At 69.3% G+C, this 16339-nt stretch carries 20 protein-coding genes and 2 pseudogenes; 13 read left to right on the top strand and 9 right to left on the bottom strand.

Translation table 11 applies throughout. The annotated features are described in order from the left end of the window. The first annotated feature begins 6 nt into the window (after positions 1-6). Genes CV755_RS13605 through CV755_RS13590 form a run of 4 tightly spaced genes read left to right on the top strand, consistent with a single transcriptional unit; the run spans position 7 to position 2822 of the window. A complete protein-coding gene (locus CV755_RS13605) occupies positions 7-279 on the top strand; it encodes a phosphopantetheine-binding protein (protein ID WP_109280491.1) in 273 nt (90 codons plus the stop codon). Between the two features lie 30 nt (positions 280-309). Next, a complete protein-coding gene (locus CV755_RS13600; RefSeq protein WP_153068668.1) occupies positions 310-1560 on the top strand; it encodes a beta-ketoacyl-[acyl-carrier-protein] synthase family protein in 1251 nt (416 codons plus the stop codon). Positions 1561-1591: 31 nt separating this feature from the next. Next, positions 1592-2035: a PaaI family thioesterase gene (locus CV755_RS13595; protein WP_109280489.1), complete on the top strand. Its 444-nt coding sequence runs from the start codon at positions 1592-1594 to the stop codon at positions 2033-2035. Between the two features lie 13 nt (positions 2036-2048). After that, positions 2049-2822 carry an enoyl-CoA hydratase/isomerase family protein gene (locus tag CV755_RS13590; protein WP_109280488.1) on the top strand — a complete coding sequence of 258 codons (774 nt, stop codon included), beginning with the start codon at positions 2049-2051 and terminating at the stop codon, positions 2820-2822. A 9-nt stretch (positions 2823-2831) separates the two neighbouring features. On the opposite strand, the gene CV755_RS13585 is transcribed toward CV755_RS13590, so the two are convergent. Both CV755_RS13585 and CV755_RS13575 read right to left on the bottom strand, forming a co-directional pair. After that, the gene (locus CV755_RS13585) at positions 2832-3236 is read right to left on the bottom strand and encodes a cytidine deaminase family protein (RefSeq protein WP_109280487.1); all 405 of its coding nucleotides are present in this window, start codon (positions 3234-3236) and stop codon (positions 2832-2834) included. A 252-nt stretch (positions 3237-3488) separates the two neighbouring features. Next, the gene (locus tag CV755_RS13575) at positions 3489-4424 is read right to left on the bottom strand and encodes a LysR family transcriptional regulator (RefSeq protein ID WP_109280486.1); all 936 of its coding nucleotides are present in this window, start codon (positions 4422-4424) and stop codon (positions 3489-3491) included. A 140-nt stretch (positions 4425-4564) separates the two neighbouring features. On the opposite strand from CV755_RS13575, the gene CV755_RS13570 reads away from it, so the two are divergent. The 5 genes from CV755_RS13570 (at position 4565) to CV755_RS36110 (ending at position 7886) form a co-directional block, all read left to right on the top strand. Beyond that, positions 4565-5809, top strand: coding sequence for an MFS transporter (locus tag CV755_RS13570; protein ID WP_109280485.1), 1245 nt, complete (start codon positions 4565-4567; stop codon positions 5807-5809). A 90-nt stretch (positions 5810-5899) separates the two neighbouring features. After that, positions 5900-6499 carry a cysteine hydrolase family protein gene (locus CV755_RS13565; RefSeq protein WP_109280484.1) on the top strand — a complete coding sequence of 200 codons (600 nt, stop codon included), beginning with the start codon at positions 5900-5902 and terminating at the stop codon, positions 6497-6499. A 454-nt stretch (positions 6500-6953) separates the two neighbouring features. Next, on the top strand, positions 6954-7091 hold the full coding sequence (locus tag CV755_RS34665; RefSeq protein WP_161968687.1) for a site-specific integrase: 138 nt from the start codon (positions 6954-6956) through the stop codon (positions 7089-7091). A gap of 118 nt (positions 7092-7209) precedes the next feature. Continuing rightward, on the top strand, positions 7210-7371 hold the full coding sequence (locus tag CV755_RS35580) for a hypothetical protein (RefSeq protein WP_206608428.1): 162 nt from the start codon (positions 7210-7212) through the stop codon (positions 7369-7371). Between the two features lie 209 nt (positions 7372-7580). Next, on the top strand, positions 7581-7886 hold the full coding sequence (locus CV755_RS36110) for a hypothetical protein (protein ID WP_241561191.1): 306 nt from the start codon (positions 7581-7583) through the stop codon (positions 7884-7886). Positions 7887-7939: 53 nt separating this feature from the next. Here CV755_RS36110 and CV755_RS13550 read toward each other — a convergent pair whose 3' ends face one another. The 3 genes and pseudogenes from CV755_RS13550 to CV755_RS13540 form a co-directional block, all read right to left on the bottom strand. After that, entirely contained in the window at positions 7940-8527 is a 588-nt protein-coding gene (locus tag CV755_RS13550) for an SMI1/KNR4 family protein (protein ID WP_109280527.1), read from the bottom strand. Positions 8528-8588: 61 nt separating this feature from the next. Further along, positions 8589-8851, bottom strand: a pseudogene (locus CV755_RS13545) (Tn3 family transposase); the annotation flags it as partial. A 34-nt stretch (positions 8852-8885) separates the two neighbouring features. Beyond that, positions 8886-9614, bottom strand: coding sequence for a glycosyltransferase family 2 protein (locus CV755_RS13540; RefSeq protein WP_153068667.1), 729 nt, complete (start codon positions 9612-9614; stop codon positions 8886-8888). A gap of 299 nt (positions 9615-9913) precedes the next feature. On the opposite strand from CV755_RS13540, the gene CV755_RS13535 reads away from it, so the two are divergent. After that, entirely contained in the window at positions 9914-10423 is a 510-nt protein-coding gene (locus CV755_RS13535) for a hypothetical protein (RefSeq protein WP_109280481.1), read from the top strand. An 11-nt stretch (positions 10424-10434) separates the two neighbouring features. On the opposite strand, the gene CV755_RS37180 is transcribed toward CV755_RS13535, so the two are convergent. Further along, the gene (locus CV755_RS37180; RefSeq protein ID WP_422070546.1) at positions 10435-10728 is read right to left on the bottom strand and encodes a helix-turn-helix domain-containing protein; all 294 of its coding nucleotides are present in this window, start codon (positions 10726-10728) and stop codon (positions 10435-10437) included. A 266-nt stretch (positions 10729-10994) separates the two neighbouring features. Here CV755_RS37180 and CV755_RS13525 point away from each other — a divergent pair, with 266 nt between their 5' ends. Then, complete coding sequence (locus tag CV755_RS13525; protein WP_109280480.1) at positions 10995-11537, top strand: DUF4232 domain-containing protein; 543 nt, start codon at positions 10995-10997, stop codon at positions 11535-11537. Between the two features lie 148 nt (positions 11538-11685). Here the strand turns inward: CV755_RS13525 and CV755_RS13520 are convergent, their stop codons facing one another. Next, entirely contained in the window at positions 11686-11967 is a 282-nt protein-coding gene (locus tag CV755_RS13520) for a YciI-like protein (protein ID WP_109280479.1), read from the bottom strand. 150 nt (positions 11968-12117) lie between these two features. Then, positions 12118-13148, bottom strand: a pseudogene (locus CV755_RS13515) (FAD-dependent oxidoreductase). Positions 13149-13457: 309 nt separating this feature from the next. Here CV755_RS13515 and CV755_RS13510 point away from each other — a divergent pair. Both CV755_RS13510 and CV755_RS13505 read left to right on the top strand, forming a co-directional pair. Continuing rightward, complete coding sequence (locus tag CV755_RS13510; protein WP_109280478.1) at positions 13458-13700, top strand: hypothetical protein; 243 nt, start codon at positions 13458-13460, stop codon at positions 13698-13700. Positions 13701-13883: 183 nt separating this feature from the next. Then, complete coding sequence (locus CV755_RS13505; protein WP_109280477.1) at positions 13884-15641, top strand: serine/threonine-protein kinase; 1758 nt, start codon at positions 13884-13886, stop codon at positions 15639-15641. Positions 15642-15657: 16 nt separating this feature from the next. Here CV755_RS13505 and CV755_RS13500 read toward each other — a convergent pair whose 3' ends face one another. Next, entirely contained in the window at positions 15658-16188 is a 531-nt protein-coding gene (locus tag CV755_RS13500) for a DUF488 domain-containing protein (protein WP_109280476.1), read from the bottom strand. Positions 16189-16339: the final 151 nt, after the last annotated feature.

Raw genomic sequence — 16339 nt, 5'->3', positions numbered from 1 at the left:
CATCCAATGCCGGAGCAGCAGGACCAGGAGCTGTTCGACGAAATAGTCAGGCACATCGGCGAGTTCGTGGAATCCGATGTCTCCTATCTCACTCCCGACTCTCATCTGGCCACCTCCATCGAGGGAATGAGCTCGCTCAAGCTGGTGGAGCTGCTTCTCTATCTGGAGGACTGCTTCAACCTGGAGTTCGACGACTCCGTGGTAGGAAGGCTGGAGAGCATGCGGGACCTGGTGCACTATGTACGGGACCTGCGGAACGCACAGCAGCAGCCGGCCTGACTCGAGCCATTGGTGCCGCGGCGCAGCGTAGTGGTCACCGGCATGGGGGTGGTCTGCCCGCTTGGCTCAACGGTCGATGAGCTCTGGGAAGGTCTGCTCACCGGCCGCTCGGGCATCACTCCCCTGACTCGCTTCGATCCCGGCCGTTTCCACTGCCGGTATGCCGGCCAGATCGACGATGCCAGGGTGACTTTCGCCCCGGGCCCGTTCCAGTTCGAGATCAAGCGAATGAGCGCTTTTGTGCGCTATGCGCTGTTCGCCGCGGACCAGGCCCTGGGCAGCAGCGGCCTGTCCGCCGCCGGGCACCATGACCTCAACCCCCGGCAAACCCCGCCCGGTTACCCGCTCCGCGGGGCCGTATTCCTCGGTGTGGCCATGGGCGGGCTGCCCAGTATCGAGGCCGGTGTGCTCAGACAGGAGCAGCGGGGAGTCCGGAAGACCAGCCCGTTTCTGATCCCTTCGCTGATCCCCAATATGGCGGCAAGCACCATCGCGCTGCGCCATGGGATCGAAGGGGAGCAGACGACCATCGCGGGTGCCTGCGCCAGTGGCTGCCAGGCGCTGGGCCAGGCGGTGCGTGCCATCCAATCGGGCTCCTGTGCCTGGGCAGTTGCCGGCGGGGCGGAGGCGGTGACCACTCCCATTACCTATTCCGGTTTTGAAGCGATGAGGGTGCTCAGCCGGTGCGAGGACCCGGCGCTCACCCCCCGCCCTTTCGACCGCGAGCGGGACGGTCTGATCGTGGGTGAGGCGGCCGCCGTCTTTGTACTGGAGGACCGTGCCCATGCCGAGGCACGCGGCGCGGTGATTCATGGCGAGCTCTCCGGCTATGCCACCAACAGTGGTTGCGACAACCTCGCCGCCATCTCGCCGCGTTATGCCGCCCGTTGTATGACCAGCGCGCTCGCCGACGCCGGGCTGGAACCGGAGGCGATCGACTGCGTCTTCGCACAGGGCTCCGGTATGGTGCAGGGCGATGCCGCCGAGCTTGAGGCATTGCAGGCCGTGACGGCAACTGCCCGCCGGCGGCCGATCGTCACCTCGGTCAAGGGACATACGGGATATGCGTTTGCCGCGAACGGCCCGATGAATCTGGCCTGCGCGCTTATGGCGTTGCGCCATCAGACTGTGCCTCCCACCTCCAAGCTCGAAAAGACCGATCCGTCCTTCACCGACATCGATATCGCCCGCGAAGCCCAGGCGGCCGAGGTGCGGCGTTGCCTGATCAATGCCTTTGGTTTCGGCGGGATCAATGCCAGCCTGATCGTGTCGCGCGCATAGCCATGCCACCGCGTCCGGAAGGAGCACTGCCTTGGGCTCTGCATCGTCGCACTTCGAGAAGCTCACCCGCTGCTGTATGAACTGCAAGATCTCCCGCTTCCTCAATAAGACGATCACGATCGAGAAGGCGGGCATGGCACGGGTGGCCATTCCCTTCCCCGCCGATCTCACCCAGAACTCGGACTTCCTGCACGCCGCCATGCTCTTCGAGGTCGGGGACACCGCCGGATTTATGGCGGCCAACTCCATGGAGGAGACCTACAGTGTGCTGACGGTGGACTACCACATCAATCTGATCCGGCCGGTGCGCAAGGAAGGGATCTACGCCACCGGCGAGGTGGTGACCGCCGGGAAGACCCTTTATGTCGCACGCAGCGATGTGTACACGGAGAGCGGCAAATTGGTGGCGGCGGGGCAAGGCACCTATGTGGTGTCGAAGATACTGCTCACCGATCTCGACGGCTACGAGGACTGACGGGGGCCGCCGGGTGATCGAGACAGCGGACCATGACGGCATCGCCGTCCTCACGCTGAGCCATGGACCGGTGAACGCACTGGATCTGGAACTGCTCACCGCCATTCCCGAGACTCTGGCCGCCGTCGCCGACGCCCGTGCCGTCGTATTGACCGGCAGCGGCCGGTGCTTCTCGGCAGGCGTGGACCTCAAGCGAATAGCCGATGGCGGGCCACGCTATGCCGAGCGGTTCCTGCCGGCGCTGAGTCTTGCGCTGCTCACCTTGTTCGAGCATCCCAAACCGGTGGTCGCCGCGGTGAACGGCCATGCGCTGGCGGGTGGATGTGTGCTGGCGGCCGCCTGCGATATCCGGCTGATGTCGGCCGGCACCATCGGGCTGACCGAACTCGCCGCGGGGGTGCCCTTCCCGACGGTGGCCCTGGAAATCATGCGCCATGCGGTCGGCCCGGCGCTGGATGTACTGGTGCTGGAGGCAGGCCGCTTGTCTCCCGAGCAGGCCCTCCCAATCCGCTTGATCCACCAGCTCATTGAGCCCGACCGATTGCTCACCACGGCCCTGCGCCGGGCGAAAGGGCTATGCGCCACCCCGGCCGGCACCTATGCCCTCGCCAAGCACCAGCTCCACCAACCGGCCGCCCGGCGCATCGCCACCGCCCGCCCCATGGACGACCCCCGGGTTCTGCGGATCTGGAGCTCGGAGCGCACCAGGCGGACTCTGCGGGGTTATCTCGCGTCCTTGAGCGGGGCTCAGGACCCGCCTGCCGGCTCTGCGGGGCCCCGTAAATGAACTGCACAGCTAGAGCTGATGGTCGGCCCAGACATACGTTTCCGGCAGCAAGTCGGTGATCGGAACGGTCCGGAGGTGACCGGCTGCGCCAACAATGACCTTGAGGGCGGGGAAGTAGTCGAGCAGAACCTGACGGCACCGGCCGCATGGGGGAACCACGCCTCGTTCCCGGTCGCCCACGGCGACGATGGTACGCAGCTCATAAACACCCTGGGCGGCTGCGGCGCCGATGAGCACCAGTTCCGCGCAGGGTCCTCCCGTGAAGTGGTAGGCGTTCACCGCGGTGACAATCCGCCCGTCCCGAGCCCGGGCCGCGGCCGCCATGGTGTGGTTGTCGCCCCGGCAGCGGGTCCGGGCGATATGAGCCGCGGCTTGGACGAGTTCGTGGTCAACGTGGTGGTTCTGCGTGGTCATCCTCTTGGCCTTTGTCCGATGTCATGCGACGCCGGCCCGCACAACGAGAGGCGCAAGCGTGTCGCAACAAGTGGGCGCCCACCGTCAATAGCGGATCGCCTGCCCGGAATCCAAGAAGCCGGAGAACGTCCGCCGTTACTTCAAGCCGTCCCCCGGGGCGATCTCCGAGCTGACCAGCCTGCTCGCCCCGGCGACGCCCGCCGTTGACCGCCTGCGCCGGGCAAGGCAGGGCTGCCCCGCAGGGGCGGGCGTTCAGCGCGGAATCACCCAGCCCGGTGTCCAGGTCCCGGCGGCGTCGTGGCCGGCCGTCGTGGCGGCGAGGTAGGTGCGGAGGGTGGCCAGCGCTGGGTGGGGGTTGTCGCGGTGCCAGAGGAGCGAGTGCGGGTAGACGGGCGTCGGGTCGGTCACCGGGATGCGGCGCAGGCCGTGGTCGGCGGGCCAGATGAGGCGGGTGGGCTCGCCGATGAAGGTGGCCAGGGCCGGTGTGTCGGCGATGGTGTCGAGGAGAGCATCGGAGCCGAAGTTGGGGCCGGTGGCCTCGATGGTGAGGCCGAACTCGGCGACAAGGTCGTCGTAGTAGGCGGCCCACTCGGTGCCGGGGGCGATGCCGGGCATCCAGATCCGGTGTCCGACGAGTTGGGCGAGAGTCACCGACTGGGCGCCTGCCAGTGCGTGGGCGGGGCCGGTGAGGAGTTGGAGCGGCTCGTCGAGCACCCGGACGGAGGCGATGTCCTCGGGAAGGGGTCGGCCGGGCGCGGCGACGGCGCGGAAGGACGCGTCGATCGCACCGGAGCGGATGGCAGTGATGGCCGTCTCGATGTCGAACAGCGTCATCACGTCCAGGTCGATCTCGGGGTGTGCCCGGTGGAAGCCGCGCATCAGGCCCGACTGCGCGCTGCGCGAGGAGAGCACATCGACGCGCAGCGGACGGCGGCCGGGGCGCACGGATGCGCCCGCGCGCTCGGCGACGCGCAGCAGCTCGCGTGCGTGGGGCAGGAACGCCTGCCCATCGATGGTGAGCTCAGCGCCGCGTGCGGCACGGGTGAACAACCGCACGCCGAGGGTGCGCTCCAGCGTGGCGATGCGTTTGGAGACGGCCTGCTGGGTGATCGAAAGGTCGGCGGCGGCCTTCTGGAACTGGCCCGCTTCCGCGACGGCGACGAAGGTGCGTACTGCTTCGAGATCCACGCCGACCCACCTTAGTGAACAACTGACTGTTGTGGATTGCTGGCGGGTCAGTTGTTTGACCTGCTGTTGTCCCACCCGCTTATCTCTCATCGGTCAACGTCGGTTTGTTCGGGTGGGACCTCAAGGGGAGTGCGCTGAGCATGGTGGGCAGGAGACGGTTGGGCCGGCAGTTCGGCTGGCTGTGGGCGTCATATGCGGTGAGCGCATATGGGTCCGGTCTGGGGTTCGGGGCGTTGCCGCTGATCGCCGTGCTGGTGCTGCATTCCGGACCGGCTGAGGTGTCTGCGCTGTCGGCGGTGGGGCCTGCGGTGGGTGCGCTGATCGCGGTGCCGCTCGCACCGTGGGTGGAGTCCCGGCGCAAACGCCCGGTCATGATCACGATGGACCTGGCCCGGTTCGCGGCCATGGCGACGATTCCCGTCGCCTACGCCTTCGGATGGCTCGGTTTCGTCCAACTGCTCGTGGTCTCGGCCGTGGTCGCCGCAGCCAAGATCGCCTTCAACGCGGCCAGCGGCGCCTACCTCAAGGCCCTCGTCCGACCGGATGACCTGCTCGTCGCCAACGCGCGGTTCGAGTCCACGAACTGGAGCTCCATCGCGGTGGGGCCACCGCTGGGCGGAGCGGCGATCGGCCTGTTCGGGCCGGTGACCACCGTGGTGGCCGACGCACTCAGCTACCTGCTCTCCGCGTTGGGCATCACCGCGATCCGCGGCCAGGACGAAGCACCGCGAACGACCGACAAGAGCCCGGTCCGGGCGGGCGCACTGCTCGATGGCTGGCGACACCTCATGGGGCACCCCGGTCTGCGGGCGCTCTACCTCAACCAAATGCTCGTCGGCGGTCTGATCATGGCCACCGAGCCGCTGCTGGCCGTGCTCCTGCTTCGCCGGCTCGGGTTCCCGCCCTGGCAGTACGCCCTTGCCTTCGCCGCCCCCTGCCTCGGCGGACTCATCGGCTCCCGGCTGGCCCGCCGTGTCGTGGCACGCTTCGGCCGGCACTGGGTCTTCCGGACCGTCGGCACCCTGCGCGCCATCTGGCTGATCGGCCTGGCCTTTGTCCGTCCCGGCGTCGTCGGTCTCGTCACCGTGATGGCCGTCGAGCTGGCCATCATCATCAACATGAGCCTGTACAGCCCGGTGCTCGCCACCTACCGGCTCGAACACACCCCCAAGCATCTCGTCGCCCGCTCCCTGTCGGCCTGGTCGATCGGCCAGCAGGCCTCCATCGCCGTCCTCACCGCACTCGCCGGGCTGCTCGCCGACGTCACCAGCCCACGTACCGCTCTCACGGTCGCGGGACTGCTCATCCTGACCACACCGCTCCTGCTTCCCCGACAGGACCAGACGCCGCAGCACAAGCCGGAACTGTCCCGCAGCCACTCATGAGGCACCACAACTTGCCACCCGCAGGCCGCAGCCGGTCCGCCGGTGCGTCTCCGCGCCGACCTGGCACACCACCGTTTAAGGAGAACTCGCGTGAACACTGCCCCCGTGCTTGACCCCACTCACACCGCTCTTCTCGTCATGGACTGCCAGCCCGCGATCCTGGCCTTTGTGCCCGCAGGCGAGGACCGAAACGCGCTGCTCGGTCGTGTGGAAGGGGCCATCGCCGACGTTCGCGCAAACGGCGGCACCATCGCCTACGTACGCGTCGGCTTCACCGATGCCGACTGGAACGCGATCCCAGCCTCCAACAAGTCCTTCGCCCCACTGGCCCAACACCGCGTCATGCACCATGAGGACCCTGCCACCGCCATCCACGAGCGCCTGGCTCCCCAGGACGGCGACATCGTCGTGCGCAAGATCCGATACGGCGGGATGTCCACCACCGACCTCGACCAGCAGCTACGCGAGCGCGGCATCACCACTCTGGTCGTCTCCGGCGTCAGCACCAGCGGCGCCGTCCTGTCCACGGTCATCGACGCGGCCGACCGCGACTACCAGCTCTACGTCCTGTCCGACGGCGTGGCCGACCCGGACACCGAAGCCCACAACGTCCTGCTCCACCGAGTCTTCCCCTCACGGGCCCACATCATCGACACCACCGAGCTGCAAGCCCTGCTCCGGGCTGACTGACTCGAACCACGAGCCGATCCCACCCACGGCCGCCGCACCACCCAGTGTGGCGGCCGCCCACACCTCAGTGCCAGCCCAGCAGCGGCCCAGAGCTTCGCCGCCGCCTACCGCACCCGCCGCCACTCGTAGCCGCCGCAACCTCAGTCGGCGTTACGTCTCCCGGCACACTACGAGCCGGTGACCAGTGCAGACATTTGGATCTCCAGCACTGTCCGGGCCTCGGAGTTGATTGGCGTCCGGCAGTGCGACGTTGCCCCGGGACGGCAGCTGATCAGTGTTGTGCGGAAGGGCTCCCGAGCACGGCAGCAGTTTCCGGCCTCGGCAGATGTCAGCGGCTGAAACGGACGCCGCAGCGTCCACCACACTGGCCGCGTCCGGCCCCGAGGCACCAGCCCGTGCAGCTCTGCTGGTAGAACCGCAGCCACACAAACGCACCTACCACGGCGCCCACCGCATGTTCGAGCGGGTGAACGCCGCCTTTGGCGCGGACTGGACCCTTCATGACCTTCGTCACAGCGCCGCCGTCCGCGTGGTGCGCGACCCGGCGCCGACGCTGACCGACGTGCAGTGGGCCCTCGGGCACCGCATCTGACCACGAGCGGGATCTACCTCGCGCCGCGCCAGGACGTGGCCGAGGTGCTGGCCCACCACGCCCGGCGGGCAGAGCGGCACGCCGAGCCGGCGTCCACGAGCGCGTCTGGAACCCGCCAATGCCGCTGCTGTTCCAGCGCGATATCGGCACCGAGCACCGCGCTTTCACCCCGACCGCCCTCCGCAAGCTTCTGATCAACGCGCTGGCCGCCACGGGCCTGACCGATGCGCCGGCGAACCGATCGTCCTCTCCCCGCACGACTTCCGCAGGATCTTCGTGACCGACGCCATCATGAACGGCCTGTCACCGCACATCGCTCAAGTGCTCTGTGGACTAAGAGACTTGATACGACGATGGGCTACAAGGCGATCTACCCGGCCGAGACCATCGAGGCCCATCGCGCCTTCATCGCCCGCCGCAGAGCCACCCGGCCCAGCGATGAGTTATCGGACCCCCACCGAGGAGGAATGGGACGCCTTCCCCGCGCACTTGGAGAAGCGCAAGGTCTCCATCGGCACCTGCGCTCGTGCCTTTTCAAGCCCTTGTATTCATGAACGCGCTTGTGTTCGTTGCTCGCTACTCCAGCCGGACCCGGTCCAGCGCGGCCGGTTGGAGGAAATCCGCGACAATCTCATTGCCCGCATCGCCGAGGCCGAACGCGAAGGCCGGCTCGGTGAGGTTGAAGGGCTCAGTGTCAGCCTGGCCGGCGCCGAGGACAAGCTCGCGCAGGTCACCGGACGCGCAGCCAGTGCCTTGGTCGCCCTCCCGATGCCGATTCCCCGAAGGGAGCCGTGAGCATGGCCGGGATGACGGCGTCTGCGCCAACAGGACGAAGCATTGGTGTTTCACTATGCGCGGGAGGACAGGCGGCTTGCGGCCTGGTCCCATGGCTGAGGCTCGATCAGGTCGTCCCTGTCGAAGGCGTCCTCCTCGAACCAGCCTGTTCCCGCGAGCCAGGTCTCCAGCCACGCTGCGAGGCTGGCGGAGTCGAGGAACCAGCACTGATCCCACGATCCGCCGCTGTACGGGTTCGGCTCGAAGAGCAGGACCTGACCGTCCTCACTGAGACAGTCAACGCCTGCGTACATGGCACAACCCCAGGTCAGGATCGGTACGACGCCTTCGGGCCACTCCGGATGCTCCATTCCAACGGACGCCTCACGTCGCGTCAGATATTCGCCAACGACACTGGATGCCGGGCCAAGCAGTGGCAGCAGCCGGTAGTCAGGGCCGAAGCCGCCGTCAGCGACCTCGCGGTACAGACGCGCAAGCAGGGGATGCAGCGCGAAGCCCAGTTGCGCCTCGGCCTCCGCAATCCGGGCATCGCCGACAGGCGCGGGAAGGCTCGCGCTGTCGGATGCGGCCCGGATGGCAACGCGTTGCACGAGGTCATCAATGTCGGTCACGACCGTGATGCTGTCAGAACCCACCGACATATCGACGGCCAGGGCCACCGGGCGGACGGAAGGACTCCGGTTCACCCCCGCGGGAGCGGACGACCACGCGCAGCAGATGCAGCGTCTTGGCGATCCGCCCGTACTCGGCGAACGCCTGCCCCGTCGGGTCGGACGCCCCTCACGGCCGAACATCCGCAGCAGGTCGTACCCGCGGACTTGCCCGGTCACCAGGGAGCCGGGCACCCGCAGCATGTCCGGCCAGTGCGTGATCACCTTGCCCGGGTTGACCTCATTGCGGGCCAGCGCCCCCAGCGGCCCGTAGCCGCCGGTCTCCACGCCGGGCATCTCCGCCCGCCAGAACCGGAGTCATGCGCCGGCAGCACCGGCCACGCGGCCGTCACCATGTCCAGCCCGCCTCCCGCAGAGCCCTTGCCCGCTGCAGGAGTGCCGAAATCCGGGTGGCCGCCTCGGCGGGCTCCCAGTAAGGACCCGATGCCGTCGTCTGACGGGGGTGCTTGCGGTAAAGCACGCTCGGCTCGGCTATGAACTCACCCGGCGCCACCGCCTCCGCCGCAAGCAGCAAGGCCACCGTCTCCGCTCCCGACAACGCCTGCCAGCCGCCCAGAGCCACCACCAGACGACGGTGAGCGGCGAATGTCATCGCCTGAACCGACAGACGGTCCTGCGTCACCTCACGGTAGAACCGGCCGGGCTCCACCGGGCCGCCCACGGGATCGTAAGGGCCTGGCGCGGTACTGCCGTCCTCATGGAGGTCCACACAGGCCGATACACACCACGCCACTCGCCCCAGCGCCTCGATATCCCGCTCCAGCGCACCGGGCAGCAGGACATCATCCGCGTCCAGCGTCCGGACCACCTCACCCCCCGCTCGCGTGAGAGCATGCGTGCGCGCCACCGCTATGCCGCCCCGCCGCCCCATTCCCACCCTGATCCTGGGTTCTTCCGGCAGGCTGCCGGCGGGGATGCCGGAGGTGCCGTCCTCTTGCAGGCACCATTCCCATTGCCAGTCACCCGGCAGCTTCTGCTCCCGCAGGGACTCATAGGCCTCGCCGAGAAACTGATGACCGCCGTTGTGCACGGCGGTGATAACACTGATCGTCCGCATGAGCAGGATCCCCCGCAAAACTCGACTACCCACCCATGATCATCACATGGCCCCCAGAACACACACGTCCGGCTGCTCAGCCCCGTAGAGCCGGGCCGGATGAAGCAACGGCCCGGGAGCAGCCGGAGCTTGGACGGGGCAGCCGTCAACGGGCATGAAAAACCGGGCCATTCGAGCGTCACGGGAGGTTCCCGGAGTCAGCACCGGCCGGGCGGAAATACGGGCGGGACGCACGGCACATACGCGCATGCTTTGGCCCGGCTGCCGCTCGCACAGTTCCATCGGCCATACTGCCTGCCGTGGAACACCGCATAGGTCAGAACAGCCCGCCCGTGCACGCCGCCGGGACCGATCCGGCATTCATCCCCGGCCTGACCCCACCGCGCCCTGACGAGGCAGCGGAGTGTCCGCCGCCGGTACCAGCGGACGCCGCACCGGAAACGGAGGCGGAGGAGGTGGCGGCGGAGGCGGACGAGACGGAGGCAGCTGCCATTGAGGAGGAACCGCCTCCGGTGGCCGATGGCCCCGTCTTCGAGGTGTCCGACCGCCGCGGCTCGATCACCATCGACAGCACGGGCGTCACATTCCGACTGGACGATGAGAAAGCCGAGTTCGGCTGGCCGGAAGTCGGTGCGGTGGAGACGGGCACCCCTTGGCTGGCCCGTCACCTCACCGTCACCGTCTACACCACCGGCCACCGCAGCTACCACGCCCATATCGACGCACCCAGCCGCAAACTGCTCAAACAGTGGGCAACGGAACTGGACGCCGCGCTGGACTCCTACTTCGAGGACACGAAGGCCACTTAGCTGAAAGGCAGTCAGAGGCCCGGACCGTGGGAGTGCGAGCGGGCCTCGCTGTCCCGGCCGGCCGGGTTGGCGGGCAGTCGGCCGGGCTCACTCCCGTCCCGCGCCTGGGGATTCGTCGCGGACCCAGGCCCGGTTCGAGCCGCGTAACGGTAACGGTGCAGTGTGGATGTGCTCATATGCAGCCGCCCGGCCAACGCACCGTAACTGCGCCCGGAGCGCTCCTTCAACTCGCGTAACAGCTCGGCGAAGTCGCCCGCCTCGCTTCCCGCCCCCACGGTCATCCCTTCGTCGATGGTCCGGCGCATCCCGTCCCGCGTCCCAGGCTGGATACGTTCCCGCAGGTGAGACGCATACCGGCGTCCCATCGTTCCCAGTGGCCGCAGGACCGTTGCCGTCCCCGTGCCCCGCCGTGCAGCCTGTTGATCAACGGACGACGCCCTCGGTCGCAGCGACCAGCGGGGAGTCCGTTCAGGCTGCCCGACGCGTCGGGCGCCGCCCGCCTGGGCGGTTACGCATCGCGGACAGTCACCGGCGCGGGCAGCGATTCACCGACACCAAGAAGGGCTTCACCATGAACTCCACCTCCACCGTGGCTCGTTTCGCCGCCGCGGCAGCCGCCGCGGCCGCCCTCACCCTCGCCTGCACCCAGACCGCCGAGGCCGCTCCGGCGACTTCGCAGGCGGCCCAGCGGATAGCCCCCTGCACCGCGAGCAACACCAAGGTCACGGTGACGCCGGTCTCCCGCCCCATCAACCACCTGCTACTCACCGCCACCAACACCGGGAAGACCACTTGCGCCGCCTACCATGCGCCGGCGCTGCGCTGGGACGCCGGGCAGCAGGCTCCCGTCACCGTGCTCCGGGACAGCGTTCCCCAGAGCGTGGTCACCCTTGCGCCCGGCCAGTCCGCGTATGCCGGCATCATGACCGAGTCCCCGGACGGCAGCGGCACTCATGGGCACACCGTCAACAGCATCGACGTCTACTTCACCGGCGCCTCCGGCCAGGGGTCCGTCGGCGGCCCGGCGCGGCCCGGCGTTCCGGACGTCTACTTCGACGACTCGGCCTGGGTCACCTACTGGCAGAGCTCGGTGGATCAGGCGCTCTCCTACTGAGCCCGGCGAACCGGCCGGAGGGGGCCGAGTCTGTGGCTCCGTCCCCTCCGGGGGCAAGGTGTGCCCGGAGCATGCTGGTCACCAGCTCAGCTGGGAAAGGGACTTGGGGCGCTCGGCCCCACCCGCCTTGAGTGCCCTCTCCCCCGCCTTACCCTCCGCCGATCACCACGGTCCAGGGGCGGACGGTCCACCGGGTGACCAGGCCCTCCCTTACATAGGGATCGCGCTCCGCGAAGTCCTCGACGGCGGAGGGGTCATCGGTCTTCCAGACCAGCAGGGCGCGGTCGGTGGGCTCGGCCAGTGCTCCGGCGAGGACCAGGTCGCCTCGTTCATGCGCGGCGAGGGCGAGGGCGAGGTGCTCCTCGCGCAGGGGTGCGCGCCGTTTCTCATAGTCGTCAACAAGCGTGTATTCGAGTACGTAGTAGGGCATTTCATGCTCCTTGTGTCTGTGCGGGGTACGGGCGATTCCCGGCCGTCTGGTGCGGTCGCCTGGGGCGGCATTGCCATCCCCGTCCCGGTGGCCGGGGAAACTCCTCTCACCCGAACAAGGCAGCCGGCCCGATCCCGGGGCGGGACGGCCCTAAGGCAGCAGCCGGATCAGCCCGTCCCGCAGACCGGTGTGCTCGGTGGTCATCAGCCGGTGCAGGGTCCGCGAGGCGAAGGCGACCCGCTGGGCGGCGCGACGGCGTTCCCGGTCGTAGGCCGCCAGCGCCTGGGGCTGCCGCGCTCTGCCGTGCCGGGCGAGGGTCCGGGCCAGCGCCTCCGCGTCCAGGATGGCGGTGCAGGCACCCTGGCCCAGGCTGGGCGTCATGGCATGGGCGGCGTCGCCCACCAGGGCAATCTTCGGGCCGTGGACGAAGCGGAGCAGCGCGGGGTACAGATGCCGCATCTCATAGCGAACCCAGTCGGCCGGGTCGGTCTCCTGGAGAATCCTGGGGATGGGGTCATGCCAGTCGGCGAAGTATCCTCGCAACTGCTCGGCGGTGGTGGCCTCGGGCACGGTGGCGTACCAGTTGGTACGGCCCGGCTCCACCGGGGTGATGCCGAAGAACCGGCCCCTCCCCAGGTCTCGCCATGGATCGCGGTTGGGAATCCGGCGATGCCTATCCAGGCGACGGTGCCGATCCGCCGGGGGCGCCTGCGGCCGCCGAAGCAGTGGGCGCGTACCGCGCTGTTGATGCCGTCGGCCCCCACCACCAGGTCGTACTCCTCCTCCAGGGCGGCCATATCAGCGGCGGCTTGGCCCAGTTTGAGCGGAGCCTCGCCTAGCTCCGTCAGCAGTGCCTCCATCAAATACGGACGTGCGATGAGGAGTTCGGGGCGTCCGGCCTTCCGCTCGATCCGTTCCAGCGGAATGCTCGCCAGCACCGAGCCGCGCGGGGTACGGATCCGTGCGTTCCGGTAGGGCACCGCGCGCCGCCGCAGCGCCTCGCCCAGGCCCAGCCGGTCCAGGGCGTCCTGGGCGGTGGGGTGGATGCCGAAGGCCGCGCCATATGCCTCGAGTTGGCTGCGGCATTCCAGTACGGTGACGGTCCAGCCTGCCCGGCGCAGTCCTATCGCCGTTGTCAGACCGCCGACTCCGGCCCCCACGACCACCGCGGTTCCCCTCATGGCGCCCCCTCCCCTGGAGTCCCGCACCTGCGGTATCACGGCCGGGCAGACCTTGGCAAGGAGCGCAAGGCCGTGCCTGCGGTGCTCCGTTGCGGCGGTACCGCGGGCGCCCGCGCAGGGGCATGACGGGTGAAACGGGCGTGGATGTACGGTCGTTGGCGTGCGTCATGCGCCGTAGTGGCCGGTGGCCGCCGTGGCCGGGGGCCGCAACGGTCTCAGCTCGCTGATCCCTGGAGCACCGCCCGCACCAGGGATTCCGGAAGGCCCATCAGACGCAGCGCGTCCGGCAGTGCCGTCCTGGGCACGGCCTTGGGAGACGGCCGCGGCATCGGCGGCCTGCCGGTACCGGTCGCGGGCCGCGGCCCGGTCGCCGGATGCCTCGGCGGTGCGGGTAAGGCCGGCCAGGGTGCGGATGCGGTGGGCGAGACCTTTGATCTGGTGCGGGGGCAGGTGTTCCAGGGCCTGGGTGTACAGCTGCCGCGCCAGGACCGGGTCGCCGTCGAGGAGGGCGAGGTCGGCCAGGCCGCTTCCGTACGTACAGACCGGCGATGAGCTCGCGATGTCGGCGTCGGCTCAGCGAGTGCTCGTTGTGCGCCCATGGGCGGCTTGGGGTGCTTCGGCAGCGGCAGCGGCGGCCGGTGCGCAACCGCCTGATACTCCCCCAGGCCACCCCTTTAACCTTGGGGCTGCCACCGGCCGACGGTGCGGACAGTGAGTGAGGGAACGGAGCATACGGTGACGACGGGGGAAGCCACGGGCGAAGAACTGACCGGCAAGCTGCTCGGCGGGCGTTACCGGGTGACCTCGACCATCGGGCGCGGCGGCATGGGAGTGGTCGCGCGGGCGGTGGACGAGCTGCTGAACCGGGAGGTCGCCGTCAAGGTGCTGCGGGCCTTCACCGACACTTCCGCGCCCGAACTGGCCGATCTGCGGGTCCGGATGCGGCGGGAGGCGCAGGCCGCCGCCCGTATCCGGCACAGCGGCGTGGTCACCGTGCACGATGTGACCGAGGAGCAGGGCCTGCCGGTCATCGTCATGGAGCTGGTGGACGGGCCCTCGCTCGATGACGTGCTGACCGAGCACGGCACGCTGAAGCCGCGGCAAGCCGCGGCGATCGGCGCCAAGTTGATGGACGCGCTCGACGCCGCGCACCGGGCCGGTGTACTGCACCGGGACGTCAAGCCGGGCAATGTGCTGCTGGAACGCGGTGGCCGGGTCGTGCTCACCGACTTCGGCATCGCCAGCATGGACGCGCCGGGCGACGACGCCATGGCCAAGCTGACCCGCAGCGGGCAACTCGTCGGCTCGCTCGACTACTTGCCGCCGGAGCGCGCCCAGGGCAGGGAGCCCGGTCCCGCCTCGGACATCTGGTCGCTCGGTATGACGCTGTACGCGGCGGTGGAGGGCACGTCGGCGTTCCGCCGCACCTCGGTGTGGTCCACCTTGTCGGCAATCGTGACCGAACCACTGCCGGAGCCACGGCGGGCGGGGCCGCTCACGCCGGTGCTCCAGGCCCTGATGGCCAAGGACCCGCAGAGCCGGCCTACGGCGGAGCGGGCGCGCGCCATGCTGGAGCAGGTTGCCGCGGGCGGGGCGGCATCCCCTGCGCCGTCGGGTTCCGGTCCTGCACCGTCGGGTTCCGGTCCTGCACCGTCGGCTTCCGCCCCCGCGCCGTCGGCTTCTGTTCCTGCGCCGTCAATGTCCGTTTCTCCGCCGTCGGCCCCCGCCTCCGCGCCGTCGGCTTCCCTACCCACGCCGTCAGTTGGCGTCCCCACGCCGACGGAGCCTGCCGCACCGGCGCCGCCGGGGTTCGGTCCCCCGCCGTCGTTCGACCAGCCTGCTCCGCTGCCTTCATCGCCGCCCTTCCCGCAGTCCGGTGCGGCGGCCGCGGGCGCCTGGCCTTCCGCCGACCCGGCTCCGGCCGCCGTGGGCGGTCGGCGGCGCGGCCGCGCTCTGATCGCGGGGGCGGCCGCCATCGCCGTGGTTGCCGGGGGCGGGGTCACCTATGCCCTGGTGGGCAAGGACGGCGGCACACAGCGAGCGGCGGCCGTATCCGCTTCCCCGGCGGACGGCGGCCCGGCGGGCGACGGGGCAACGGCCACCGGTACGCACCCCGCGGCCGCCTCGCCGTCCATGAGCTCCGGCACCAAGCCGTCCGGGAAGGCCACACCCCCGGCGTCCGCGCCCGCCAAGCAGCCTTCGGCCAAGTCCAGCCCGGTATCGACGAGTTGTGGTGGCTGGAACCACCAGGATCCGAAGCCGGGCAGCTACGGCTATATGTCCGGCAATGACCATCTGATGGCGGGGCCGTACCAGGCCTGCTCCGCCGTCACCCTGGCCAGGACCGGCACCAAGCTCTGGTACCACTGCTATGTGGTCAACGCCTATGGCCACACCTGGGTTTACGCCCGCGTGGCCGGCACGCACACTTCGGGCTGGATGTCCGCCGACAACCTCACCCGCCAGAGCGGGCTGCCGCCGCGCTGTCAGTAGCAAGGCGCACAGGGCCTCAGCGCCGGTCGTAGACCAGGAGTCCGTCCGCCCGCAGGCGGGCGCCCGCCGTGGGGCGGTGTTCGGTGAGCCGGCCGTCGTGCGCCAGGTGGAGAACGCGAGCGTGCCGCGTCAGCACGGCGAAGTCGGCGATGATCCGTCGATGGCAGCGCCACCACACGCTCTCGCCGCACATCACGGCCGTGCGCACGGTGCACGCCTGTCGCATCAAGTCTTCCATGGCGGCCAGGAAGTCGGGGTGGCGCGTATAGCCCGCATATCCCCGGAAGGATTCGTTCTCCCAGTAGACGTCGGGCGAGTCCGGCGCCACCTTGCGAAAGCCCCCCAGCCGCTTCTCCCACCGGTAGTCGATCCCCGCGTCCGGCAGCCATTCGCGGAGCGCTTCCCTGCCCACATCGGGGTTGTGCCGGCTGCCGGGTGCGGTTCGCACATCGACGACCGCCCGCAGGCCGGCCGCACGCAGCAGCGCGGTCAACTGGGCACGGTCGGCGGTTCCATGCCCGAAGGTCAGCAGTGTCACCGGAGTCATCGACGCCGCCTCGTCCGCTTGTACCCGGTGCGCGGGGATGGGCCGCCGGTATCCGGTCGCGGTGGGCGGCGGACGTGCGTCACGGGACCCCCGGCGACGCGTCCGTGATCGACACCGCCATGAGCCCGGGGTTGCGGCCGGTCCCGAGGAG

The organism is Streptomyces orinoci (assembly GCF_003121295.1).
Classification (GTDB): domain Bacteria; phylum Actinomycetota; class Actinomycetes; order Streptomycetales; family Streptomycetaceae; genus Streptomyces; species Streptomyces orinoci.
Note: the sequence above shows the minus strand (reverse complement) of the source record. Positions and strands in the feature narration are given on the sequence as shown.

Excerpts from the sequence above, each read along its gene's own strand:
- CV755_RS13550 (WP_109280527.1), bottom strand. The coding sequence starts at position 8,527 with ATGTCGGTGGGTTCTGACAGCATCACGGTCGTGACCGACATTGATGAC.
- CV755_RS13585 (WP_109280487.1), bottom strand. The coding sequence starts at position 3,236 with ATGACCACGCAGAACCACCACGTTGACCACGAACTCGTCCAAGCCGCG.
- CV755_RS13605 (WP_109280491.1), top strand. The coding sequence starts at position 7 with ATGCCGGAGCAGCAGGACCAGGAGCTGTTCGACGAAATAGTCAGGCAC.
- CV755_RS35580 (WP_206608428.1), top strand. The coding sequence starts at position 7,210 with ATGCCGCTGCTGTTCCAGCGCGATATCGGCACCGAGCACCGCGCTTTC.
- CV755_RS37180 (WP_422070546.1), bottom strand. The coding sequence starts at position 10,728 with ATGCGCCGGACCATCGACGAAGGGATGACCGTGGGGGCGGGAAGCGAG.
- CV755_RS13520 (WP_109280479.1), bottom strand. The coding sequence starts at position 11,967 with ATGCCCTACTACGTACTCGAATACACGCTTGTTGACGACTATGAGAAA.
- CV755_RS13500 (WP_109280476.1), bottom strand. The coding sequence starts at position 16,188 with ATGACTCCGGTGACACTGCTGACCTTCGGGCATGGAACCGCCGACCGT.
- CV755_RS13525 (WP_109280480.1), top strand. The coding sequence starts at position 10,995 with ATGAACTCCACCTCCACCGTGGCTCGTTTCGCCGCCGCGGCAGCCGCC.
- CV755_RS13570 (WP_109280485.1), top strand. The coding sequence starts at position 4,565 with ATGGTGGGCAGGAGACGGTTGGGCCGGCAGTTCGGCTGGCTGTGGGCG.
- CV755_RS34665 (WP_161968687.1), top strand. The coding sequence starts at position 6,954 with ATGTTCGAGCGGGTGAACGCCGCCTTTGGCGCGGACTGGACCCTTCAT.
- CV755_RS13540 (WP_153068667.1), bottom strand. The coding sequence starts at position 9,614 with ATGCGGACGATCAGTGTTATCACCGCCGTGCACAACGGCGGTCATCAG.